Origin of the sequence: Mycolicibacterium pallens (assembly GCF_019456675.1) — a bacterium.
Classification (GTDB): domain Bacteria; phylum Actinomycetota; class Actinomycetes; order Mycobacteriales; family Mycobacteriaceae; genus Mycobacterium; species Mycobacterium crocinum.
In genome coordinates, this window is sequence record NZ_CP080333.1 from 1728851 (window position 1) to 1752038 (window position 23188).

21 protein-coding genes and 1 other RNA gene are annotated in these 23188 nt (G+C 65.1%); 6 read left to right on the top strand and 16 right to left on the bottom strand.

All coding sequences use genetic code 11. The features are described from left to right. Positions 1-83: 83 nt before the first annotated feature. The 3 genes from K0O64_RS08470 to K0O64_RS08480 are packed head-to-tail and all read right to left on the bottom strand — an operon-like array spanning position 84 to position 2942. Positions 84-1265 (bottom strand): sulfotransferase family protein, encoded by a 1182-nt coding sequence (locus K0O64_RS08470; RefSeq protein ID WP_071946806.1) that lies wholly within the window; start codon positions 1263-1265, stop codon positions 84-86. Further along, positions 1262-2344 carry a DUF1214 domain-containing protein gene (locus tag K0O64_RS08475; protein ID WP_220046284.1) on the bottom strand — a complete coding sequence of 361 codons (1083 nt, stop codon included), beginning with the start codon at positions 2342-2344 and terminating at the stop codon, positions 1262-1264. Before K0O64_RS08475 ends, K0O64_RS08470 begins: the two co-directional genes overlap by 4 nt. A 7-nt stretch (positions 2345-2351) precedes the next feature. Next, entirely contained in the window at positions 2352-2942 is a 591-nt protein-coding gene (locus K0O64_RS08480; RefSeq protein ID WP_071946802.1) for a TetR family transcriptional regulator, read from the bottom strand. A 194-nt stretch (positions 2943-3136) separates the two neighbouring features. Here K0O64_RS08480 and ssrA point away from each other — a divergent pair. After that, positions 3137-3504: a transfer-messenger RNA gene (ssrA, locus tag K0O64_RS08485) on the top strand. 42 nt (positions 3505-3546) lie between these two features. Here ssrA and K0O64_RS08490 read toward each other — a convergent pair. Then, positions 3547-5493 carry a YhgE/Pip domain-containing protein gene (locus K0O64_RS08490; RefSeq protein WP_071946800.1) on the bottom strand — a complete coding sequence of 649 codons (1947 nt, stop codon included), beginning with the start codon at positions 5491-5493 and terminating at the stop codon, positions 3547-3549. A 4-nt stretch (positions 5494-5497) separates the two neighbouring features. Next, positions 5498-6196, bottom strand: coding sequence for a hypothetical protein (locus K0O64_RS08495; RefSeq protein WP_071946798.1), 699 nt, complete (start codon positions 6194-6196; stop codon positions 5498-5500). Between the two features lie 93 nt (positions 6197-6289). Here K0O64_RS08495 and K0O64_RS08500 point away from each other — a divergent pair, with 93 nt between their 5' ends. Both K0O64_RS08500 and K0O64_RS08505 read left to right on the top strand, forming a co-directional pair. Further along, on the top strand, positions 6290-6901 hold the full coding sequence (locus K0O64_RS08500) for a TetR/AcrR family transcriptional regulator (protein ID WP_071946796.1): 612 nt from the start codon (positions 6290-6292) through the stop codon (positions 6899-6901). A 210-nt stretch (positions 6902-7111) separates the two neighbouring features. Further along, on the top strand, positions 7112-7957 hold the full coding sequence (locus K0O64_RS08505) for a cutinase family protein (RefSeq protein WP_071950000.1): 846 nt from the start codon (positions 7112-7114) through the stop codon (positions 7955-7957). A 5-nt stretch (positions 7958-7962) separates the two neighbouring features. On the opposite strand, the gene K0O64_RS08510 is transcribed toward K0O64_RS08505, so the two are convergent. Next, positions 7963-8232 (bottom strand): hypothetical protein, encoded by a 270-nt coding sequence (locus K0O64_RS08510; RefSeq protein WP_071946794.1) that lies wholly within the window; start codon positions 8230-8232, stop codon positions 7963-7965. A 155-nt stretch (positions 8233-8387) separates the two neighbouring features. On the opposite strand from K0O64_RS08510, the gene K0O64_RS08515 reads away from it, so the two are divergent. Further along, entirely contained in the window at positions 8388-9998 is a 1611-nt protein-coding gene (locus K0O64_RS08515) for a B12-binding domain-containing radical SAM protein (RefSeq protein ID WP_225933661.1), read from the top strand. Here the strand turns inward: K0O64_RS08515 and K0O64_RS08520 are convergent. Together K0O64_RS08520 and K0O64_RS08525 are read right to left on the bottom strand one after the other, a co-directional pair. Further along, complete coding sequence (locus K0O64_RS08520; protein WP_071946790.1) at positions 9995-10813, bottom strand: ANTAR domain-containing response regulator; 819 nt, start codon at positions 10811-10813, stop codon at positions 9995-9997. The genes K0O64_RS08515 and K0O64_RS08520 overlap by 4 nt on opposite strands. Positions 10814-10860: 47 nt before the next feature. Next, positions 10861-12357 (bottom strand): glycoside hydrolase family 183 protein, encoded by a 1497-nt coding sequence (locus tag K0O64_RS08525; protein ID WP_225933662.1) that lies wholly within the window; start codon positions 12355-12357, stop codon positions 10861-10863. A gap of 67 nt (positions 12358-12424) precedes the next feature. Between K0O64_RS08525 and K0O64_RS08530 the strand changes: the two genes are divergently transcribed. Together K0O64_RS08530 and K0O64_RS08535 are read left to right on the top strand one after the other, a co-directional pair. After that, complete coding sequence (locus K0O64_RS08530) at positions 12425-12901, top strand: hypothetical protein (protein ID WP_071946786.1); 477 nt, start codon at positions 12425-12427, stop codon at positions 12899-12901. A gap of 78 nt (positions 12902-12979) precedes the next feature. Continuing rightward, positions 12980-13792, top strand: a complete 813-nt coding sequence (locus K0O64_RS08535) for a CE1 family esterase (protein ID WP_071946784.1) — start codon at positions 12980-12982, stop codon at positions 13790-13792. Positions 13793-13803: 11 nt separating this feature from the next. Here the strand turns inward: K0O64_RS08535 and K0O64_RS08540 are convergent, their stop codons facing one another. From K0O64_RS08540 to K0O64_RS08575, 8 genes are read right to left on the bottom strand one after another with little or no spacing between them, the layout of a single operon-like run. After that, positions 13804-15255 (bottom strand): MCE family protein, encoded by a 1452-nt coding sequence (locus K0O64_RS08540; protein ID WP_071946782.1) that lies wholly within the window; start codon positions 15253-15255, stop codon positions 13804-13806. Between the two features lies 1 nt (position 15256). Then, positions 15257-16396 (bottom strand): virulence factor Mce family protein, encoded by a 1140-nt coding sequence (locus K0O64_RS08545; RefSeq protein ID WP_071946780.1) that lies wholly within the window; start codon positions 16394-16396, stop codon positions 15257-15259. Further along, positions 16393-17676 (bottom strand): MCE family protein, encoded by a 1284-nt coding sequence (locus K0O64_RS08550; protein WP_071946778.1) that lies wholly within the window; start codon positions 17674-17676, stop codon positions 16393-16395. The genes K0O64_RS08545 and K0O64_RS08550 overlap by 4 nt, the downstream gene beginning before the upstream one ends. Next, positions 17673-18971: an MCE family protein gene (locus K0O64_RS08555; RefSeq protein WP_071949999.1), complete on the bottom strand. Its 1299-nt coding sequence runs from the start codon at positions 18969-18971 to the stop codon at positions 17673-17675. Before K0O64_RS08555 ends, K0O64_RS08550 begins: the two co-directional genes overlap by 4 nt. After that, entirely contained in the window at positions 18968-19996 is a 1029-nt protein-coding gene (locus tag K0O64_RS08560) for an MCE family protein (RefSeq protein ID WP_071946776.1), read from the bottom strand. The genes K0O64_RS08555 and K0O64_RS08560 overlap by 4 nt, the downstream gene beginning before the upstream one ends. Further along, complete coding sequence (locus tag K0O64_RS08565; RefSeq protein WP_071946774.1) at positions 19993-21381, bottom strand: MCE family protein; 1389 nt, start codon at positions 21379-21381, stop codon at positions 19993-19995. Before K0O64_RS08565 ends, K0O64_RS08560 begins: the two co-directional genes overlap by 4 nt. A gap of 1 nt (position 21382) precedes the next feature. Continuing rightward, positions 21383-22237 (bottom strand): ABC transporter permease, encoded by an 855-nt coding sequence (locus tag K0O64_RS08570; protein WP_071946772.1) that lies wholly within the window; start codon positions 22235-22237, stop codon positions 21383-21385. A gap of 10 nt (positions 22238-22247) precedes the next feature. Then, positions 22248-23042: an MlaE family ABC transporter permease gene (locus K0O64_RS08575; RefSeq protein ID WP_071946770.1), complete on the bottom strand. Its 795-nt coding sequence runs from the start codon at positions 23040-23042 to the stop codon at positions 22248-22250. Positions 23043-23188 lie beyond the last annotated feature (146 nt).

Consider the following 23188-nt stretch of genomic DNA (forward strand, 5'->3'; position numbering starts at 1 on the left):
ACGCCCGCTGTGTTACACGGCTCGGCGTTGGAGGCAAACGCTAAAGGAGTGGCGAATGGGTTAGCTGGGACAGGTGTGACCCGCTAGCGCAAGGGCTCACTGGGAACTTCGTAGCGCTCCTGGTAGGCGCGGACCTGTTCGCGCAATTCCTCGGCGTCGAGTCCGGTATCGGCCCAGGTGTAGCGGTTGCCGCCGCCGTCGCCGGGGTGGGCCGCAAGATGGTCACGCATGCGCTGTTCGGCGACCGGGGTCAGTTCGCGACCGAGGCGGTCATAGATCGCCCCAATGGTCGCGAAGGGATCCTGCATGAAATCGGCGAACCGCACGTTGACGATCCGGTCCTGGCCGATCACGCCGTCGTCCACCCACGTCATCAAGCGGTTCAGGCCCAGGATGTTTTCGGCCGCGCACTGCCCGGCGGCGCGTTGAACGGTCGCGTTGTCGCTGGCCAGCTTCTGCAGGTGCGCGATCAGCGCGCTGATCGAAGAGATCACCACCAGCGGGTCACGGTGCGTCTGGACCAGGATCGCGTCGGGGTATTCGGCCAGCAGCTTGTCCAACGTCCACAGGTGGGCCGGGCTCTTCAGCAGCCACTGGCCGGGCACGCCGGACTGCAGATGCTGCAGATACTGGCGGTGATAGCGGTAGGCGGCGGCATGGTCGGCGTCGTACATCAGCCACTGCTGATAGCTCGGCAGGCGGTACTGGGTGGGAAAGATCATGCTGCAGAACGTCCCGCCGGTCATCCGCACGCATTCCTGGCCGCCGCGCGCGCTCATCGGATGGAACTTCATGAAGCCGGGCATCAGCTGCTCGGTCATCTCCAGTTGTGCCTGGGTCTCATCGATGCGCGGGTCGGTCGCGTAGGTGTCGGGTTGGGGGACCGGGAAGGGGTGGTCGACCTCCCACGTCAACGGCGGCCGCAGGTCGGGGTCCTGGCTGAGCAGGTCATAGAGGATTGTGGTGCCGGTGCGTGGCTGGCCGAGGATGAAGATCGGCTGTTCGATCCGCTCGTCGGCGACCTCGGGATGTTCGGTGCGCCACGCGGTGATTTGCAGGCGATTACGCAGCGGCACAATCACATCCGCGGCGGCGATCTCTACGCCGAGTGGGGACAGATCAGCCTCGTGGACCAAACCGTCGACCAGGCGGGAGAGGTTCGCCCGCCAGCCGTCGTCGGCGCCGAAGTCGTCACTGCCGGCCAGCTCGCAGGCCTGCTCGATGAGCTTGGCCGGATCAAGGCGGGCCTCGACTGCGCTCGTCATTTCTGAACCTCCTTGTCCAGCAGGCGAACTGTCACATCCGGCGCGTTGGGGTTGTCCAGCCAGCGAACGACGATGAAACCGCGTCGACGTCCACCGGTGTCCAGCCAGTGGCCCTCGCCGGAGTCTTCGGCGCCGATCGTGAGCCGGACGTATCCGTCGGGATCGGCGTTGACGCCTTTGTTGGTCACCGAGCTGGAGCGTAGCAGCGGCTCCAGGCATTCATGCCAAATACTTTCCAAAGTCACTGACCAGTAACGCGTTTCAGGAGGGCGGAACGTCAGCTGCAGATTCTGATGCGGCTCGAGTGAGAACATGCCGAGCATGTAAAGGTTGTCGGGCGTGGTGTTCTCGCCGCCGAGATTCTCCGCGCCCGAGGTGATCAGAATGTTGGGAGTCTCCAACAGATCGGGACGCACGGTGCGGTGCAAGGTGGTGAGTTTGACGATCGTCCAGCCCATCGCCGTGAGTTGGGCGGCCAGCACTTCGTCGGATATCGGCGCCGGCGGGGGTGCGTCGCCTAGTAACGAGATATCAAGGTGGACAGGGATCTCGGTGGCCGGATCGGCGATGTAGTCGCGCACCACGATCGAGGTGGCGTCGTCCGGGATCTCGATGAACTGTGCGCCGGCCAGGTCGTCGTCGGCGGGACGGGTGGCGGCGAACACGACGTTGAAGCGGCCGCCGTCGTCGAGGACCAGATCGCGGTCGGATAGGTAGTTGCTCATCCGGCGTGGGTTCATCCCGGTGCCGGCCAGGACCTGAAGGCCCAGGTAGGTGGAGGTGCCGCGGGTGCCGGTGACCCGATAGGCCCGGTCACCGCTGATCATGGCCAGCGGGTAGGCGCCGTGCGGGTTGGGTCCGCCAACGAACCGGAACGGGGTGCACATGTCGACGAAGCGCGGATGGTCCGGGTCGATATCCACCGACAGCTCCGTGCACAGCGCGATCACGCGGTTGAGCACTCGCAAGCCCTCGAGTAGCTCGCGCTCGTCCCGCGCGTCCTCGCTGATCTGGATCGTCAGGTCGTCGAGCACCTTCCGGACGAATCCCCATGCCTCTAGCGACTTTTCGCCACTCATCTGCTCCTCATTCCTTGATCGGGCACGGGGCCATGGAATTGACCGCGCGGGAGATTCGGTCCGATAACGAGCCGCCGTCGCGGAGCCAGTCGTCGATGGAGATCCGGACCGACGCCATCGCCAGCGCACCGATGAGGCGCGGGCGCGGGTCGTCGACGGTCAGATCGGTCAACCGGGGCGCGATGGCCTCGGCGATGGCCGTCTCGAAGTTCAGGTAGCAGAGCAGGGTCCACGCCCGCAGGCTCAGCGAGTCGCGGGTCTGGCGCTCGACCTCGGCGATGCTGCTCTCAACAACGCTAAAGCCGGGGGTCAGTTCGGCGAACGCGGCGCTGAGTGCGTCGTTGACGGACAGGTCGGCGGGTTGGCGCCGCAAGGCGTCGGTGATGGCGGCGATCCACGTCGAGGTGAAGCCCTCGGCGACCGCGTACTCCTTGGACTCGAAGTACCGGAAGAACGTCGCGCGGGCCACGTCGGCCTCGTCGGCGATCTGCTCGACGGTCGTCGCGCTCAGTCCGTTGGCCGACACCAGTCGGGCCGCCGCGGTGGCGATGCGTTCCCGGGTTCGCTGCCGTTTTCGGACGCGCAGACTTTCAGACATCGTCTCACTGTAGACAGAGTCTCATTTTTTCTCCGCGAATTCGCGCCGAACGTCACCCCAGAGTCACGTTCGATGCCCAGCGTGACTCTGGAGTGACGCTCGGCGAGTCAGGGGGCGCGGGATTAATCCACTTCAGTTCGCGGTTGCAACTCGCGTACCATTGAATGTCCGGCCGAACCTCGGCCGGGATGCGAGGGGCTGAACGGTTTCGACTTCGCGCATCGAATCAAGGGAAGCGTGCCGGTGCAGGCAAGAGACCACCGTAAGCGTCGTTGCAACCAATTAAGCGCCGATTCCAATCAGCGCGATTACGCTCTCGCTGCCTAAGCGAAGCTAATCCGTCAGACCGGGAGGGCCCTCGGCCCGGACCCTGGCGTCATCTAGAGGGACCCACCCACGGGTTCGGTCGCGGGACCCGTGGGGACATCAAACAGCGACTGGGATCGTCATCCTGACTCGTTCGCATGATCAGGAGATCCGAGTAGAGGCGAGGCGGACTGCGCACGGAGAAGCCTTGAGGGAATGCCGTAGGACCCGGGTTCAATTCCCGGCAGCTCCACCGATAAGCGGGCCAGGCCGAAAGGCCTGGCCCGCTTCGTTCTCATCACATCTTGACCGTCGGCACCAGCCGGGTGAGGTTCCACAACTGGTTGCGCCGGGCCGCCAGCGAGGTCAGCAGCATCGACCCCAACCACAGCGCGACCATGAAGATCAGCGCCTGCCACAGCCGACCGTCGATGCCGCCGAGGATCAACTGCCGTAGCCCGTTGACGCCGTAGGTCATCGGGTCGAGCCGGTGCAGAGACTGGAACGGCTTGGTGGTGGTCTCGACCGGGTACAGCCCGCCGGCGCTGACCAGTTGCAGCATCAGCAGCGTCATCAGCAGCACCTTGCCCAACACCGGGCCGAGCAGGGCGCTGATGGCTTGTGCCACCGCGATAAAGGCGCAGGAAGCCAGGATCATGAAGCCCAGCATCGCCACCGGATGTTCGGCGTGTACGTGCAGGGCGAAGCGCACGACGCCGTACAGGATCACGGCCTGGGGGATTCCGATCAAGACCGCTGGCAGGTAACTGGCCAGCGTGACGCGGATCGGGCTGATCTCCGCTGCGATGGCACGGTTTTGCAGCGGTCGGAACGCCATCCACAACAGCATGGCGCCGAAGAACAGCGCGAGTGTGAGGAAGAACGGTGCCATACCGGTGCCGAAGTTCGGCGCCGAGTTCTCGTGCGAACTTGTCAGCTGAACCGGACCCCCGATCGCCTCGGCGATGGCGTCCTTCTGCTGTGGAGTCCAGTCTGGGACCTTCTGCGCGCCATCGGACAGCTTGGTCGCCAGCTCGTTCGATCCGGAACTCAACTGTGCCGTGCCGGATTTCAGCTGCCGGGCGCCGTCATCGAGTTTGACGATGCCGGCGTTGAGCTGTGCATTGCCCGACGCCACCTGCCGGGCGCCGTCGCGCAGTTGGTTGAGCTTGTCGGTGAGTTCTCTACCCTTGGCCGAAATATCGCTCAGCGTGGAACCGACGGGACCGCCCGCATCGGCCGCCGCACGTGCCTTGTCGAGCTTGGCTTGGATGTCCGGGGTCCGCTGGTGGGCCAGCAGTTGGTCGCGAGTCTCACGCAGCTTTCCGGTGGCGATCACCGACACCGGATCCTGGTTGGCGGACAGGTTGTCGATGATCGAGGTCAACGACTGGGCGGCAGCGTCTTGGGCTCCCGTGATGGTGTCGAGTTCGGTGGACGCCTGCGTCAGCGCCGACGAGCTGTCCTGTACCTGGCCGTTGACCTGATCGCTTTGAGTGCTGATCTGGGTCAGCAGGTTGGTCATCTTGAGCAGGGGATCGGTGGCGGTGTTGATGCCGTCGGACAGGGTGCGGGAGCCGGCCGCCAGTTCCGCGGATCCGCTACGCGCGCTATCGAGGCCGGCCACCAACTGGCTTGCGCCCGTGTCGAGTTGGGCTGCGCCGTCGGAGAGTTGTCGGGCTCCGTCCGCTGCTTGTTTGATCCCCGTCCCCGACGTCGTGATCACCGACAGCACCTGGTTGACCGCCTGCCCGGAGATCCTGGTCGATACGGCGTTGAGTACCTGCTCTATCGCGGTGCGGCCGATGCTCGACGAGATGTAGTTGTTGGCGTCGTTGTATTCGGCGATCAGCTGTGCCTTGCGGGGATTGCCGGTAGTGGGCGAAGCGATGGCCGCGCTGAAGTCCGGTGGCAACTCCAGCATGAAGTAGTACTTGCCGTGCGCGACCCCGTCGCGTGCCTCGGCATCGTCGACCAGGTGCCAGTCCAGGCTTGCGTCGTCGGTGAGACTGTCGGCGATCTGGGTGCCGACGTTCATCGGCTCGCCGGACACTGTGGTGCCCCGGTCCGAATTGACCAGTGCCACAGGGAGCTTATTCACATGTCCGAACGGATCCCAGTACGCCCAGAGATACAGCGCACCGTAGGACAGCGGCATCAACATCAAGACGACGATGGCGATCCGCGTCATCCGATTTCGGGCGAAGCGTTTGATCTCCGACCCCAGGGCAAGTCCGCCCACCATCTCCTCAGTCCTTTCCCGCAGTGCTCGGGATGTGTATGTCGTGCTCGGGTGCCTCGTCGCCGAGCGAATTCGTCACGCCCACAACGACCAGCCGGTCGGCGGCAATGGCGCCAAGGCGTTGCGCGGCCTGCGCCCGTCGTCCGCTGTCACGGACCTGTTCGAGATCACCGACCACCAGGACCGGTCGGTCCGAGCACAGCGCCAGGGCGATCTGCAGCAGGAATATCTCCAGGTCGCCCAGGTCGCCGATGTAGTCGGTCGGCGCCGGACGTTCGATATCTCCGAACGCTAAAGCCAGCACGTCTCGGTCGGCATGGGCACTCGACCGCCGGAACAGGGGAGCGAGCCAGCGGCGCTGCTCGGTCACGACCGTTCCCACGGTGACGGCCTCGTCCAGATCGTCGATGTCTGCGAAGGCCGCTATCGCGCAGTGCCTTCGGATGGCCCGCGGCGCGGTGTCGCCGAACACGGCGACGGTGCCGGCGCTGGGCTTGAGCCGGCCGGCCAGGGTGAGAAGCAGTGCCTTCTGGCTGTGGCCACCGGGCATGTGCACTGCGTGCAGGCCATGGTTCAGGGTGAGGTCGACGGCGCTGAACATCGGGCCGTGCTCGCCGTTGAACGTCAACCCGCGCGCCACGATGATCGCGTCGCCGCCATCGCCGGGCTGTACCTGCGGTGCGGGTACTGCAGCACCTCGGCTCATGGTGTCCCTCCTGGCTTGCCGTCTCGATGCATCGATGATTCAATACGATATGCATTCAATACGGAATGTATCGAGTCGGAGGGGCTATTTGCGGTGAAGGTCACAGAAGCGCGGACAACCCGCCGGCGCACCAACACCCGGGCCCGGTTGATCGAGGCCACCGACGAACTCATCCGGGACAGCGGCCGGACGTGGTTCTCCGTCGAGGAGGTGTGTCGGGCGGCCGGCTTCACCCGTGGGGCCTTCTACTCCAGCTACGACACCATGGAGGACTTACTTTTCGAGGTGTACGAACACCAGAACGATGCCCTCGTCGAGCGTTTGCGCAGTACGGCCGAACCCCTGCTGCAAACCACCGGCGGTCTCCAGACCGACAGTGTGGTGCGGCAATTGCTGAAGGCGGGTGTGGCCGATCAACCGCGGATCGCCCTGCACGCCGCGTTGGTGGCTCGCGCGGCCCATCAGCCTGAGATCGCCCATGCCCTGGACGCCCAAGTCGAACGGTTGCGTGACGGCCTGCAGGGGATATTCGTCGCCCTGATCGCCAAGACCGGCCGGACGATGACCGTTACCCCGGAGGCGTTCACCCGCGCGTTGATGGCCGCCCAGGCCGGCGCCTCGGGTCAGTTTCTCAGCGACCGCGCCGCCACCGAGGAAGTTCGCTATCTCACCGCGCTGGCCGTCGTCGAAGGACTATCTGCCTGACGACGGTGTGCAGGTCAGGAAGCAATTTGCGGAAATCTTTCTTTGCTGTCAATAAATGACACCGGCACGTTTGCGACACCCTCCCAGCTCATTCGGCTGAAGAAGGGGTTAGATTGAAGCATGCCTATTCGCTGCGAGCGTAGGCACCCGGTGGGGAGCGACCGGTCGACGGGTCGCTGGGTCGGGCTGGTTGCTTCGCCATTGTTCGTCATGAGCGTGCTGCTCGTCGGTCCCGTCGCGCCGCCGTCAGCGTCGGCCGCCGACTGTCCCGACGCGGAGGTGGTCTTCGCGCGCGGCACCGACGAGCCGGCGGGGATGGGCCGGGTCGGCGATGCCCTCGTCGACGCACTGCGCAAGCAGGCCCCCGGCATGAACATCGACACCTACGCGGTCAACTACAAGGCCAGCAAGCTGCAGCTGCACGGCGGTGACGGTGCCAACGACGTCATCTCCCACGTCAAGTCGACGGTGTCCTCGTGTCCCGACACCAAGATCGTCCTGGGCGGCTTCTCGCAGGGCGCCAGCGTCATCGACATCGTGGCCGGCGTGCCGGTGGGCGGCATCCCGTGGGGCAGTTCCTTGCCGCCGGAATACGCGAAGAACATCGCGGCGGTCGCCACCTTCGGCAATGTGGCTACCCGCACCAACCAAGCGCTGCCGACGACAAGCGCGCTGCTCGGCGCCAAAGCCATCGACCTGTGCAATCCCGCCGACCCGATCTGCCACGCCGGACCGGGTAATGAATGGAGCGGACACACCGAGGGCTATGTCCCGGGCTACACCAATCAGGCAGCGGCGTTTGTCGCGGCCAAGCTGCTGGCCGGGATGACCCAGCACCTGCCCGACTACGGGTCACTCCCCGGATACGGCCCGACATCTCCCTACGGACCGGACTCGTCGATGTCGGGGTCGCCGCCCGGATACGGACCAGACACGTCGCTGCACGGCACGCAGCCGCAGTACCCCGCGGAGACGCCGAGCTACGTTCCCCAGACGACCGCGCCGGGCCCGACGACGGTCGCACCGAGTTCGCCGTCGACGAGCGGGTTGGTATAGGGCCGCTAGCGGGTGATACCCGTGCGGCTCACACTCCGCCGCAGATGCAGGGCGGCACCAGTGAGCGGATTGTCGAATAGCGGCAGTCGGCGAAGTCGCCGCAGCACCACCGCGCGGCCCAGGACTCCGGCGAGAACCCCGAGCACGAAGTAGCCGCGATCTCGACGGCTCGCCTGACGCCGCAGCGCGGCCACGTACCCGCACACCGCGGCAAGCGCGGCGGTCGTCAAGACCACCACGATCATCAAGCCGACCGGATCCACGGGAACGATCACACCACCGTCGGGGCCAATCCAGGAGAGCTGACCGAAGGTCGTGACCGAACCGAATACCGAGCGTTACCGTCAATTGGTTAGGAACTCGGATCCGAGTCCCGTCCCGACTATGTGCGAATGGCTCGTTCGGCCGGTCATGTTGGCTAGGCTCCCGCTTGGCAAGCAGCGCCGTCTACCTCTACGAGTCCGATTCGGAGCAGACGACTATGGCCAATATCGTCCTCGTCAACCCGCGGTTCGAGGTGTCGTACTGGGGCTTGGAACACGCCCTTCCGCTACTGGGCAAGAAGTGCAACGTCCCCACCGCCTGCCTGCCGCTGCTGGCCGCGCTGACGCCGCCCGAGCATCAGGTCACCCTCGTCGACGAGAACGTCGAGGACATCGACTTCGACAAGCTGGCCCAAGCCGACATCGTCGGGCTCACCGGCATGATCGTCCAGCGGCAGCGCATGCGCGAAATCCTCAGCGAACTCAAAGCCCGCGGCGTGTTCGTCGTCGTCGGCGGTCCGTGGATCAGCGTGCAGGAGGACTACTTCGACGGTCTTACCGACGCGATCTTCGTCGGCGAAGCCGAGACCACCTGGCCGCAGTTCCTCGACGACTGGCAGCACGGCCGCCACCAATACCGCTACGAGCAGGCCGAGCGCACCGATATGACAACCGTGCCGGTACCGCGCTACGACTTGCTGAAGACCAAGAACTACGTCTTCGGCAGCGTCCAGTTCAGCCGCGGCTGTCCGTTCCAATGCGAGTTCTGCGACATCATCGTCACCTTCGGCCGCAAGCCGAGGCTCAAGACCAGTGCACAGGTGATCGCCGAGCTCGAAGCGATGCGCACGGCGGGCCTGTCCATCGGCTTCATCGTCGACGACAACCTGATCGGCAACAAAGCCGCGGTCAAGGTGCTACTGCAGGATGTCCATGCCTGGCAGGAGCGGGAGGGATACCCGCTGCAGTTCTTCACCGAGGCATCGTTGAACCTCGCCGAGGACGACGAGCTGATGGCGCTAATGGTCGCCGCCAACGTCACGGTGGTCTTCATCGGGATCGAAAGCCCGAACGAGGATTCATTGAAAGAGGCGAAGAAATACCAGAACGTGAAAAAGGGCGGCACGATCGTCGATCGGGTCCGCAAGGTGCAAGACGCCGGCCTGGAGGTCTGGTGCGGCATGATCGTCGGTTTCGACAACGACGACACCCGAATCTTCAAAGAACAAGCCGAATTCATCAACGAGACCGACATCATGCACGCCATGGTCGGCATGCTCGCCGCCATCCCCAAGACGCCGCTGCACGCCCGCCTGAAGGACGAGGGGCGGCTTGATCTCGACGATGAGCAGACCTTCGGCACAAACGTGATTCCGCTCAACATGAGCCGAGATGAGCTGCGCGACGGGTATATCGGTCTGATGCGCGACCTCTATGACCCCGATTCCTATTTCGACCGGCTCGAGAGCCTGTACGTCACACGTGAATTCGACTTCGGTCGAGCGCGCAATGCGTACCTGCGTGAGCGTCCGTGGCGCCGCCTGAAGGCCCAGTTGTTCGACGGCGCACGAGCATTCGGTCTATTCCTGCTGCTGATGAAGAATGTGCCCGACGCACATCTACGTCAGGTCTATCGCCGTCGGATGTGGAAGATGCTGCGCAGCCGGCCGGACCCGGGCGTCCTGTTCGTCAGCGTGGTGAAGTGCGCGACGCACTACCACCATTACACGATGTCGCGCGAGATGTCCGAGCGTCGAACGTTGGTCAACACCTTCTAGTTGCCGTTGCTGCCGGCGACCTGCTCCAAGAACTCCACGGCGAGGACCCGCACGGGCACGTTCGTCGCCTGACTCTGCTTGCGCAACACGTCGAACGCGGCGTCGGCGTCGATGCCGTGCATGGCCATCAGCACACCCTTGGCCTGTTCGATCGGGGCCCGGCTCTGCAGCACCCGTTGGATCGACTCCGCGGTGTCGCGGGCGGACTTGTAGCGGGCGAAATCGCCGATCGCCCGGGAGACCGCTTTGGTCAACAGTTCGAGGATCTCGGCGTCGAGGCCGTCGAAGGCGTGAAATGACCTGCCGTACAAGTTGAATGAGCCGAGCGTCAGATCCTCGGTGAACAGGGGCGCGGCCAGGAAGCTGTGGACGCCCTCGTCACGCGCCGCGGACGCGAAGTCAGGCCAGGCGGCCATGGCCTCTTCGGAGTCGAGTTGGACGACGGTGCGGGTGCGCGAAGCATGCAGGCAAGGACCTTCACCGGCGTCGTACTGCTCACTGTCGATCCGCAGCGTCCGCTCGTCGGTGTGTACGGCGGTATAGGTCAGGCCGCCGAGGTCGATCGTGATTCCGGTGCAGTCAGCCCCCTCGATGGCTTCCTGGGCGATCGAGGCAACCCCCTGAAGCAGGGTCAACAGGTCGTCTTCGTCGGTGACGCTGCGACCGGCGTCGACCAGCAGGCTCGCCAATTGCGATGCCGACATGGCGTTGCGGGTGGCAGCCTCAATGACGATTTCGGCCGCCTGCTCAGCGTCGACTCCATCCAGCGGCTCGGCCGGGATGGAGTTCTCGACGCGCGGGTCGCTGTGCTCCATGGGGTGAGTGTCCCACCTTCGGGACTCGGTGTTGCTGTAAGGCTCACTTAGGGCAGAACTGTGTGCATCAACATCACGTTGTAGGCCGACCACAGCGAGAGGTTGTAGTACAGCTCGCGACCCGTCGACCACGGATGCAGGAACGGCGCATAGATGCCGCCCGGGATTTGCATCGACGACACCAGCATCTGCTCAGGGCCCCACGGGCCCTGCGGCGCGGGCGCGGTCCGCATGACCACGTCGTTGTTGCCGTTGCAGTACAGCACCAGGTACTGCTTCAGATAATTGTTGAATTGGGCCGACATCTCGCCGACCGGGCCGGGGATCACCGGGGTGGCCGCGGCCGGGCTGCCGGCAACCCAGGAGTTGCTGTCGGAGTTCCAGTACTCGTACTTCGTCAGGTCGGGAATCAACCCGGGGGATACCCGCGCCACGTATGCCGATCCGCCGCGACCGTTGGGTGTCCCGAACGAGTAGATGTACGGATCACCCGGGCCGGGCTTGAGGAAGGCGCCCATCTGGAACTTCTCGTTGCCGTTGGACGGCTGACGAACCGTGCCCGGGTAGACACCCCACGTCTCGCCGTTGTCGGTCGACGTCGCGATCGCCGAGTAGTTGGTGGTCCAGGCGCCGTAGTTGTCCCAGCTCTTGATGGACATGAAGTTCAAGAACTGGTTCGGCCCGACGGCCACGCCCGAGGTCGGGATGATGCCCGTTTCCTGCGGCGCGCCGTTGATGCTGTTGATCACCTGCTTGGCGATGCCGGGTCGCCACACCGGCGACCCGGAGTACTTGTTGCCGACGGCGCCGTCGGGCACCGCGACGGTGTTGGCCAGGGAACCGTCGGTGCTCCGCATCAGTGTGTTGTAGCGCCACTGCTTGCCGGGGATCATGCAGAAACCGTTGGTGTCGCCGAACGCCAGCAGCACCTGGCGGTGCGTGGGATCGCCGTTGTCCCACATGATTCCGAGGTCGGTGCCGGTGATGGCGAACTTCTGAATGGTCTGATTGGGACTGTCCGGTCCGGTCACCCAGCCGACGACGGAGGTGCCCGGCGGTGCGGTCGACGGCGCCGGTTGCGCCGCCGCGGGGGCAGGTTGGGGCGTAGCGGGTGCGGGTTTCGGTGTCGGCGCGACCGCCGCCTGCTTCTGCACCGTGCCGGCGTTGGGCATGAACGCGTTGATCAGCATCTTGCCCAATGTCGGCAGCGGCGCTTGGTCATTGGTGCCGACGGGCTTATGCCCGATCGGGCGGTCGAAGGGCGCAATTGCCGACGGTTGCGGAATCTGAAAGGCCTGATTGGCGGCGGGTTGCGCCGCGGCGGACGCACCCTCGCACGGGTCGGCGGCCGCAGGCGGCGCGACACCGGTCGCCGCGCACAGGCCGACGACGAGGGTCGAGGCCAGCGACAGCGAGGGGATGCGGGGACGCGGCGACACGGCACACCTTTCGGAGGCGGGACGTCGCTGTGACGTCTGTGGGTTCTTGTGACGATAGGGACCGATGGGCCTATTGCGACCTGCGCGGTATCGATAGGTATGCATCCGTGACCGTGTCGCAACCAAGCGAGTGCTGTTTGGGCTAATGTGCGCTTGACGAAAGCGGGGATCGATGAGACTTGATGTGTGCGCTGTGGCCGCCCTTGTCGCGGTGGTCGGTCTGACCGGTACGGCCTGTAATAACTCCGATTCCACAACCGCGGCGACGAGTTCGTCGGCTTCGGCGACGAGCGCGGCCCCGGTGAACGGTGCCCAGCCGGCTTCCCTCGTGCCGACGCCTGCCAGCAGTCAGTCGACTAAGGGCCCGGATGCCATCGCGGACAACGGAATTCATCTGCACTACCAAGTCAATGGAGCGCCCGCCGAGGTGATGGCTGCCTACAAGGCAGCGTTGGAATCCAAAGGCTGGGCGGTGACCACCGTCGTCACGTCGACCGACTCGCACGGTGGTGGCGCCACGTACACCGGCACCAACGGCAACGCCTACGGCGTGTTCGACGGCGGCGGGTTCAACACCACGACCTACATCGACGTTTGCACGTGGCCTGCAAAACCGGCAAACCCGAACTGCGCGCGCGGCGACCGCTGAGCCGGGCCGAGTCCTCGTCCTGACGCCGGAAGGAACCCCGTGCGCCGCCGTCTGACAGCGCTAGTCGCCGCCCTTCTCATGCTGTTCGCCGTTCCCGCCACGCAGGCTCCGGCCGCTCCCGATCCCCCTGGGGCGCTCATGTTCGGCGGGCTGCAGCGGACCTACGTGGTGCATGTGCCTGCTCGGCTCGAGCACCCCAACGGCCTGGTGCTCAACTTGCACGGCGGCAGCCAGACCGGTCGCAAGCAATCCGCGGAGACCAACTACGACGCCATCGCCGACCAGTACGGCTGGGTGGTCGCCTATCCCAACGGTATCGACTTCAGTTGGGCCGACGGGCGCGGCGCAGCGGCCCCGGACCGGCAGGGGGTCGATGACGTCGGCTTCCTGGCAACGCTGATCGGCCGGCTCACCCATGACTACGGCATCCCGCCTGGACGGGTCTTCGTCACCGGGATGTCGGCGGGCGGGTTCATGGCCAACCGGCTGGCATGCGAGCGACCCGATCTGGTGGCCGCGATAGCCCCGGTGTCGAGCACGCTCGGGGTGAACGTTCACTGCAATCCGTCCAAACCCGTGTCGGTGCTGGCGATTCACGGCACTGCAGACAAGGTCGTGCCCTACAAAGGTGGCCGGATGATCGGGCGCGGGGGAGCCAGCACCGTCGTGTCCGCGCCGACGATGGTGGATCGGTGGTTGGCGTTCGACCGCTGCCCGCCGGCGACAACAACGTCGATCGATGGCGGAAAACGCTTGGCCGCCTTCGGTTGTGGCGATGGCACCGAGGTCGTGTTCGTCACCATCGACGGATGGGGCCACACCTGGCCGTCGAGCCCCGTCTTCGATGCGTCACGGGCCAGTGCGGAGTTCTTCGCCGCGCACGGCGGCTGAGCTCGGGCTGCTCACGGCTGCCCGGGCAGCAGCATGGATTGCCACGTGTTGCCCTCTTTGGTGGGTTGGGCAAGTTCCGATTGGGTGTATTGCCGCCCGTCGGGTCCGACGTAGAGGCCTGTCGCGGGGTCGTATTCGCTGACGGCAACCAGTGCCGGCGGGGCAGCATCAGCCGGCGGTGTGCCCGGCGGGAGCTCGGGGACAGCTTGTCCCGACAGCGTCGCGTTCGGGTCGCCCTTCCAGTTGTTGCCGTCGTTGAGCGGCACGTAGTTCTGGTCGCTTTCGCAGAGCTTGACCGTCGGCGCGCGCTTGCCCGGCACCGTCTCGCACGGAATGTTGCGCGCCCCACGGACATTGAACGGAGAGTCCTGGGGGGTCCGGCAGTACAGGTCGCCCGGTGGCCGCTCCGGATAGTCGACCAGGTTGGGGATGCGTTGCTGCTGCGCAGGAAGAAACCCGGTGGTGCAGGCCGGCGGGAGATTGATGTTGAGGTTGAACGACAGGTATTCCCCGCGGTAGGCCTGGTTGGTGTTGGCATTGGCCATGAACGTGGCCTGCCCTTCCGAGACCGCGTGCGGCAGAAGCACGAGCAGTTGTTCGATGTCGTTCTGGTAGGTGACGGCGACCTGGCCGATGCTCGCGAGGTTGGCCACGATGACCGGCAGCGTGGGCTTGAGTCGCTCGATGAGGTTGCGGGCCTGCTCGTTGGTCGCAACCAAGCCGCCCTGGTCGATCACCCCGGCGACGGCGTCGTTGTGGGCTTTCAGCTCACCGGTGACCGTCGCGATGTGCGACGCCCAGGCTTGGATGGCGGCCGATGTCTGCACCTGGGAGTCCATCACCGGTTTGGCATTGTCGATCAGGTTGACCAGGGGGTCGAGATTGGCGCGCGCGTCGATCGCCAAAGCCGTTGTACCCCTGACGATGTCGGACAGTTGCGGACCTAGGCCAGCGACCGCGGTGTATGCCTCGTCGATCGCGGTCTTGAGGTTCTCCCGAGGTATCGCCTGCAAACCCGAATTGGCGGCGTCGAGCAGTGTGTTGATGTCCGGTGGCACGGAGGTGTCGTCCCGCGGAATCACATCGCCATCCCTGAGCGGCCGTGCGGTGCCGTCGCGGGGGATGACGTCGACGTACTGTTCACCGATCGCGGACTGGCTGTGCACTTCCGCCCGAAGGTCGGACGGGATGTCGATCCCCGACTTCAAAGACAGCACGGCGTCGACTCCGTTGTCACTCAGCCGAACTGACTGCACCCGGCCGACCTCGACCCCGCGGTAAGTGACGTTGCCGGTGCTGTACAGGCCGCCGGTCTCCGGCAACTGCATGGTCACGCTGTAGCGGCCCACGCCGAACCACTTCGCCGGCAGCTTGAGAAAGTGCAGACCCATCACCGCGATCGCAGTCGCCGCGATGACTACGAAGACCGCAAGCTGGATTAGCATTTTGCGGGTCAGATGCATGTCAGGGGCCTTGGTCGAAGTTGTAGGGCGCGACCAGAGGATTGCTCTTCGTGTAGGGACTGGGGAACTGTCCGATCGTGCGGCCCCACTGCATCTCGAGCTCGGTGAGGTTGCCCTCCCACCGCGTCCCGGTGAACAACCCCTGGTCGATACGGCTCAGCGTGAGGTCGACGACGGCGGTCATGTTCGCGTAATCGCCGCGCTGCCACTTCTCGATGGTCTCGTTCGGAAACGGGAACGTGGGGATCAGGCTCAGCGCGCGGGTCATGCTCGGACCGGCATTCGCCAGTGATTCCAGCACTGGCCCAATGTCTTTGAGCTCTTGGATCAAACTCTCTTTGCTCTGCCCGACCGAGCTGACGACCAGATTGCTGAATCTGCCCAGCTGATCGGCGGCGGCAACGAGGTTGTCGCGCTCGCTGTTCAGCACCGCCAGCGCCGCCGGCACGGTTTTGAGTGCTTGGTCCAGCACCGGCCGGTTCGCGGCCAGAGTTCCGCTGAGCCTGTTGAGGCTGTCGGTCGCGGCGATGATGTCGTCGGTCTGGTCGTTGACGTTGCCTGCGAACCGGTCCAGCTCACCGATGAGGCTGCGCAGATCCTGCTCGCGGCCCCGGAACGCGGTACTGAACGCCTCTGTGATGTCCTGCACCTGGGCTAGCCCACCGCCATTGAGCACGGTGGAGACCGCGGCCAGGGTCTGCTCGACCGTCGGAAAGGAGCCCGAATGTGACAGCGGGATACGGGACCCGTCGTGCAACCGGCCCTGCGGTGGTGCGTCGCCGGGTGCGCTCAACTCGATGTGCTGGGAACCCAGGATGCTGGTGAGACCGATTGTGGCGGTGGCGTTGGCCGGCAGGTTGACATCGCGATCGAGCCGCATGGTGACCAGGGCATGCCAGCCCTCCAGTTCGATCTTGGTGATGTGTCCGACCGTCGCGTCACCGACACGGACCCGCGAGTTGGGCTGAATTTTGTTGACGTCGGGCATCTCTGCCTGAATCAAAAACGATCCGGCCCCGCCACCCTGTGTCCCGGGCAGCGGCAGCGAGTTGAGTCCCTGCCAGTTGCCGATGCCGCAGCCGGACGACACGGCCACGACGGTGAGCAGCGCCCCCAGCGTCACTGCGCGGCGGCGCGTCATGACCCGCCCCCAGCCGGCGCCATCATTCCGGTCAGTCCTGCTGTCGGGTCGGTCGACACAGCCGGCGCTTCCGCGGGCAGCAGGACGGCGGCGGGCGCAGCAGCTGCCGGCCGCACGTAGTCCGGACGCATCCAGTCCTCGCTGTAGGTCACCTCGTTGGGCCTGGCTTGCGGTCCCACGAGGAAGTTCTCCCCGAGGGGCAGGAAGTTGTACTGGCGGTTCTTGATGATGGGCGCCAAATACTGCACGCACAGCTTCGCGGACTGTTCAGCGCCCAGCCGCGATGCGGCCTGTATCGCCCCGCACAGAAACGAGATCGGGTTGGCGAAATTGTTGACCGCCAGCGCGCCGGTGAAGGCGCCGTTGGAGGCCTCGTAGATATTGGTGAAGTTGGCGACGGTCGTCGGTGCGATGTGCAGGGTCTGCTTGATGTCGTCGAGGCTCTCGGTGAGCGCAGTGCTGATCGACGCCAGCTTCTCGGTCGTGGTCCCGATGGTGTCGCCGGTGTCCTCGACGAAGTCCTTCACGTCGCCGATGACCGAATTCATGTCGGTGAAGGCCGCGCCGATCTTCGCAGGGTCGTCGGCGAGGAGCCCGGTCACCGCCGCGAGATTCTGGTTGAGCTGTCCCAGCACGTCGCTGCTGCCACGCAATGCGGTGATGAGAATGGACAGGTTTCTGAAGGTCGCGAAGATGTCTCCGCTGTGGTCGCCCAGCACCGACATCGCCTGTGACAGTTTCATGATCGTCTCGCGGATGGTGCCACCCTGCCCACGCAGGTTGCCCGCGGTCGTGTTGATGAAGGAGCCCAGCGTGCTGACACCGCCCGGGGCCGTCGGCTTGAGCAGTTCGGTCAGGCGTTGCAACTGCACCCGCACCTCGTCCCACTCCACCGGAACTGCGGTGCGGTTGCGGGGGATGACGGCGCCGTCATGCATGGTCGGGCCGCCGGTATACACCGGTGTCAGCTGAATTGCGCGGCCGGTGACCAACATCGGAGAGAGGATTGCCGCCATCGCGTCGGCGGGCACCTTGTATTTCCGGTCGAACCAGAACGAGATCTTCACCCCGTCGGGATGCGGCTCGACCGCCGTAACCCGGCCCACCGGCACACCGAGGATGCGGATGTCGTCGCCCGGGAACAGTGCCGTGCTGTTGTCGAAGTAGCCGACGACCTCGATGCGGTCCCCATGGCCGATGGTACGCAGCAGCACACCGCCGACGAGGACGAGTATCAGGAGAACCGCGAGCGCGGTACGGCCCTTGCGTACCGCGCTCATTGGGCGGCTCCGGGCTCGCCGGGGGCAGGGACGTACACCGGTGCGGGCGTCGGGTCCGGGGTGGAGGCGATATCGGTCGGGGCCTGAGCGGGCGGCCCCGGCGGTGGCCCACCGGGTGGCGGCGCGGGCAGCGGCTCACGGTACGGGTAGCGCGGATCACCCGGCTTGCCGGTGATCGCATCGGGCAGATTCAGGTGAGGTTCACCGCCCTGACCGGTCCGCGGGTAGGGGACGGGCAGCGCCGGAGTGCCGGGTTGACCGACCTGCGGGTCGGTGCGCAGCGACGGCACCAGGGTGGCGGGGTCCACCCCCAGATCGGAGAACGCGGCATCGATGAACGGCTGAACGAATTGTCCGGGAAAGAGGTTGGCCAGATACGCCTTGAAGAACGGTCCGGACGACACCGACTCGCCCAGCGACATCGCATAACTGTTGAGCCGCCTGATCGCTTCCTGGACGCGTCCCTTGCGGTCGTCGACGATGGTCAGCACGCCGTTGAGCTTCTCCAGTGCCGGTTTCAGCTGGGCTCGATTCTCGGCGATGAAACCTTTGAGTTGCTGGGAGACCGCGGAAAGGTTATGCCACAACTGGTCAAGGCCCGCGCTTTGCGCATTGAGTGCGATCAGTAGGGAATTCGTCTGGCGCACGAGGTCGACGATCTGATCGGTGCGCTCGGCCAGCACCGCAGTGGTCTTGGCCGCGTTGGCCAGCAGGTTGCGCAGCGCAGCGTCCTGCTTGTCGAGGGTATCGGCGAACCGGGCCACCCCGACCACAGCCTGATGCAGGTCGGGTGGCGTGTGGGCGAACGTCTCGGCCATCGTCGACAACGATTGTGAAAGCTGTTCAGTGTCAAGCCCACTGATCGTCGTGGTCAGGTCACCGAGGGCGTCGGGCAGCTGATAGGGCGAGGTAGTTCGGTCTCGGGGGATCGGTCCGGAAAGGGATCCGTCGCCACGTGGGGTGACGTCAAGCATCTTCGTGCCGAGCAGCCCCTTGGTCTTGATGGCGGCCAGCGTCCGCTCACCGAGGTGTACATCGCCGTCGATCCTGAAGGTCACCAACACCTGCGGACCGTCGAGCTCGATACTGGACACCTTGCCGACCGGTAGCCCCGAGACTTCGACCGTGGCGCCTGTGAACAAGCCGCCCGCTTCGGCGAAGTAGGCGGTGTAGTTGCGGCCTGGGTTGAGGAACGGCAGCTTCTGCCAATTCAGTGCGCCCATCACGATTCCAGCGATGACGACCGCGCCGACTGCTCCGAGGATTACCGGGTTGCGTTCGGAAAACGACTTCACTTCGGCGTGCACCGCCCGGTGTCCTGCCCGGCCACCTTGACGAAAACCGGTTGTCCGCCTTTGCCGTTCAATTTCAGTATCAGGTCGCATAGGTAGAAGCTGAAGAAGTCGCCGTACATCCCCTGGCGCTGCAGTGCACGGTATTTGTCCGGCAGCGTGTCGATGAGCTTCTCGAGGTATTCGTGATCGGCGACGGCGATCGACGAGACGCGGTCGGTTTCGCGCACCACCTTCTGAAACGGCGCACGGGCTCCGGCAAGCAGATCGGCGACAGTGGCCGCCGCCGCACTGGTGGCGGTGAACGCGGCGGCGACGTCGGTCTTGCGGGCGTTGAGGGCCTGCACAAGTCCCGTCAGATTGGTGACCGCCTTGTCGAGTTGGGCGCTCTGGCTTCCGAGGGATCCCAGGACCGCGTCGAGGTTGGTGATGACCTCGCCGATCAGCTGATCACGGTCGGCCAGCGTGTTGGTCAGTGCCGCAGCCTGATTGAGGAACGAGCCGATCGTCGCCCCCTGCCCTTGCAGAGCCTGGTTCAGCTGCGAGCTCAGTGCATTGACCTGATCCGGGCTCAGCGCACGAAACAGCGGTTTGAACCCACCGATCACCGAATCGAGGTCCAATGCCGGAGCAGTGCGGTCCACGGGAATGGTCTGGCCGGCCTCAAGGCGTTTGACTCCGCCCGTACCTTCGTCGAGAGCCAGGAACCGGCCGCCAATGACGTTGTCGTACCGAATGATCGCTCGCGTACCTTCGGTCAGCACCAACGTGTCGGTTGCCGAGAATTCGACTCGCACGGTGGCATCGCGGTTGATCCGGATGTCCTCGATCTTGCCGACCTCGACACCCGCGACCCGCACGAAGTCACCCTTCTTCAGGCCGGTGACATTGGTGAACACTGCGTTGTACACGGTGCCGGCGTTGAACCGGAACTGCGCGAAGATGGCCAGCAGCGCGAACGCGCCGAGGAAGCACACCGTGAGAAAGATGCCCAGCCGCCAGACGGCGCCCGCAAGGTTGTCTTTCACGGCTGATCTCCCGTCGCCGGTCCTGGCAGTGGTTGTGGTTGAGCTGTGGCGGGCTCCGGTGCGGGTGGTACACCGGGCCATAGCGGCACTCCGCCGGGCCCGTACCACGCCGCGCCGTACGGCGGCATCCCCGGGGGTACCACCGGTCCGGGCGCCGGGCCGGGTAGACACTGGCGGATGCTGGGCGGCCGTGGGTTACCGCGCGTCACCGGGAACCAGTCCGCCCAACAAGGATGTCCCAGGCCGGGATTGGGCCGGATGTCCAGGCCGGTGCCCCAACCGGTGTTGGTGACGAGTTGGCGGACCGGGAAGTTCTTGGTCACGTCGGGCAGCGACCCACAACCCGGCTTTCCGCCCGGCCCGCCCTTGGCCCCGACGATCGGCAGGTTGTCCGGATATTGATAGGGGTCATTGCCCAACAGCAGCGCGACGTCGAAGACCGCGGACTTGCCGTCCTTTCCGCCCCACGCCTCATAGCCGCCGTTGTTCAACGTCCAGGTGGCGCCCTGCAGCCAGCAGGTGTAGACGGGGTTGTATTTGAGCAGCAGTGCGGTGGTGGGCTCCAGGATGTTCGCGGCGCGCACGAGGTTGCCGCTGCTGCCCTCCAGCAGATCTTGACCGGATTGGGCGAACCCGATTGTGTTGAGCAGCAAGGTGTCCAAGGCCTGTGACCGGCTCGCGATGGTGGAACTGACTGTGCTGGCCGAATTCAGGATCGCGACGATGTCGGGGGCGGCCGCGGCGTAGGTGTCGTTGAAGTTCTTGAAGGATCGCCAGTCCGCGCGGATGGTGTCGCTTCGGTCGTTGAGCGCCTGGAGCACCTGGTTGAGGTCGGTGGTCGCCTCGCCCATCCGGGGGCCCTGCCCGCGTACTCCGTCGGCGACGGCGGTCAGTACCGCGTTGAGCTTGGCCGGGTCGACCATGTTCAGCAGGTTGACGACGTTCTCGAAGACAGTGTTGACCTCGGTGGTGACGTTGGCCGAGCGCAGCACCGCGCCGGCGGCCAGACGCTGTGAGCTCGGATCGGCGGGGTAGACCAGGTCGACGAACTTGGCGCCAAACACCGTCGTCGAACTGATTTGCGCACCGACATTCGCAGGGATGTAACGGATTTGGTCGGGATCGAGCTCCAGCCGCAGACTTGTCGGCCCCTGGCCACCGGCGATGTCGGCGACGCGGCCTACCTGCACGCCGCGCATCTTCACCTTGGCGCCGGCCTCCATGACGAGTCCGGAGCGGTCCGACGTCACCGTCACCGGCACGTACGAGCGGAACGTCCCGGCGAACGCTGTTCCGGTGACGAAGAAGAAGACGGCGATAGCCGCCACCAAGATGACGGTCCACCAGCCGTCGGGAAGACGGTTCTCTCCGGGTCGGGCGTCCATCTCACCCGGCCAAGTTGAAGTTGCCCGACTGGCCGTAGACCGCCAGCGAGATCATCACGATCTCGACCGCGGCGACGACCATCGACGTGCGTACCGCACGCCCTACCGCCTCGCCCACGCCTGCCGGGCCGCCCTTCGCGGTGAAGCCGTAATAGGTGTGCACCAACATGATCACGATCGTCATGGCGACCGATTGCATGAACGACCAGATCACGTCGGTGGGGTTGAGGAACGTGTTGAAGTAGTGGTCGTACACGCCCGAACCCTGCCCGTAGATGGCGACGGTTCCGGTCCGGGCGGCGAGGAAGGCCATCATGACGGCGATGCAGTACAGCGGAATGACCACGATGACGCCGGCCAGCACCCGCGTGGAAGCCAGGTATGTGACCGACCGGATACCGATGACCTCGAGTGCGTCGATCTCCTCGTTGATCCGCATGGCGCCCAGCTGAGCGGTGGCGCCGGCACCGATGGTGGCCGACAGGGCGACCGAGACGGTTCCGGGCACGATGAGGCGGACGTTGAAGAAGGCCGACGCGAAACCGGTCAGTGCTTCGAAACCGACTGAGGACAATTGGTTGTAGCCCTGCACGGCGACCAGAGCACCGGTGGTCATGGTGAGAAATCCGACGATCGCGACCGTCCCGCCGACGACGGCCAGCGCTCCTGCGCCGAGGCCCATCTGAGCGATGAGCCGCAGCAATTCTTTGTGGTAACGCGTCACCGCTTCCGGAATTGCCGTCAAAGTCGTTACATAGAACCGGGTTTGGGCGCCAATCCGGTTCCAGCCCGCGGCCGCGCCCTGCACACCGCTGACCAACTTCGGGTGCAATCCACTGGGCGTACTGACACTCACCAGGGCGCCCTCATCCCACCGTGAACTGAATGCCCACGGCGGTCACGATGACGTTGATCGCGAACAACACCATGAAGGTGAACACGACGGTCTCGTTGACCGCATTGCCGACGCCGGCCGGACCACCGCCCACCGAGATGCCCTTGTAGCAGGCGATCAGGCCGGCGGAGAGCCCGAAAAGGGTTGCCTTGGTGAGTGAGACGATGACGTCGCCCATGCCGGTCAAGAGCGTCATGCCGGCGGCGAACGCGCCGGGGGAGACGTGCTGAATGTAGACGCAGAAGATGTACGCGCCGGTGAGGCCGGCAAGGATCACGGTTGCCGAGAGCGCCAGCGCGACCGTCGTAGCGGCCAACACCCGTGGAACCACCAGTGCCTGAATCGGATTGATGCCCATGACTCGAAGGGCGTCGAGTTCTTCCCGGATGGTGCGAGCGCCGAGATCGGCGCACATTGCGGTGGCGCCGGCGCCGGAGACCACCAGAACGGTCACGATGGGCCCGATCTGGTTGACGGTGCCGATCGCGGCGCCGGTCCCGGAGAAGTCGGTCGCACCGAACTCACCGAGCAGGATGTTGAAGGTGAACACCAGCAGCACCGAGTACGGCAGGGTGAGCATGAGTGCCGGCAGCACCGATACGCGGGCGACAAACCAGGTCTGCAGCAGGTATTCACGCCAGGCGAACGGCGGGCGGAACATCACCACCAGGGTGTCCAAGGACATGGCGATGAATCCGCCAAAGGCCCGTACCGGCTTCGTCAGTGGGTTCGGCGGCCCGGGTTCGACGATGACGACCGGCGGCATGGCGGAACGCTATCGCGAGCGTTGCTGTAGTTGCTGCTCCTCAATGGGGGCTAATTCCTACCCCCAAAGAGTTAGCTGCAGGTGCGACGCCCCCGTCAGGGCGAAAAACTCACTTCGGCGACATCGGCCGCAAACGGTCAGCGCAC

Coding starts and splice junctions, on each gene's coding strand:
- K0O64_RS08470 (WP_071946806.1), bottom strand. CDS start 1,265: ATGACGAGCGCAGTCGAGGCCCGCCTTGATCCGGCCAAGCTCATCGAG.
- K0O64_RS08475 (WP_220046284.1), bottom strand. CDS start 2,344: ATGAGTGGCGAAAAGTCGCTAGAGGCATGGGGATTCGTCCGGAAGGTG.
- K0O64_RS08480 (WP_071946802.1), bottom strand. CDS start 2,942: ATGTCTGAAAGTCTGCGCGTCCGAAAACGGCAGCGAACCCGGGAACGC.
- K0O64_RS08490 (WP_071946800.1), bottom strand. CDS start 5,493: ATGGTGGGCGGACTTGCCCTGGGGTCGGAGATCAAACGCTTCGCCCGA.
- K0O64_RS08495 (WP_071946798.1), bottom strand. CDS start 6,196: ATGAGCCGAGGTGCTGCAGTACCCGCACCGCAGGTACAGCCCGGCGAT.
- K0O64_RS08505 (WP_071950000.1), top strand. CDS start 7,112: ATGAGCGTGCTGCTCGTCGGTCCCGTCGCGCCGCCGTCAGCGTCGGCC.
- K0O64_RS08520 (WP_071946790.1), bottom strand. CDS start 10,813: ATGGAGCACAGCGACCCGCGCGTCGAGAACTCCATCCCGGCCGAGCCG.
- K0O64_RS08525 (WP_225933662.1), bottom strand. CDS start 12,357: ATGCATACCTATCGATACCGCGCAGGTCGCAATAGGCCCATCGGTCCC.
- K0O64_RS08530 (WP_071946786.1), top strand. CDS start 12,425: ATGAGACTTGATGTGTGCGCTGTGGCCGCCCTTGTCGCGGTGGTCGGT.
- K0O64_RS08535 (WP_071946784.1), top strand. CDS start 12,980: ATGCTGTTCGCCGTTCCCGCCACGCAGGCTCCGGCCGCTCCCGATCCC.
- K0O64_RS08540 (WP_071946782.1), bottom strand. CDS start 15,255: ATGCATCTGACCCGCAAAATGCTAATCCAGCTTGCGGTCTTCGTAGTC.
- K0O64_RS08545 (WP_071946780.1), bottom strand. CDS start 16,396: ATGACGCGCCGCCGCGCAGTGACGCTGGGGGCGCTGCTCACCGTCGTG.
- K0O64_RS08550 (WP_071946778.1), bottom strand. CDS start 17,676: ATGAGCGCGGTACGCAAGGGCCGTACCGCGCTCGCGGTTCTCCTGATA.
- K0O64_RS08565 (WP_071946774.1), bottom strand. CDS start 21,381: ATGGACGCCCGACCCGGAGAGAACCGTCTTCCCGACGGCTGGTGGACC.
- K0O64_RS08575 (WP_071946770.1), bottom strand. CDS start 23,042: ATGCCGCCGGTCGTCATCGTCGAACCCGGGCCGCCGAACCCACTGACG.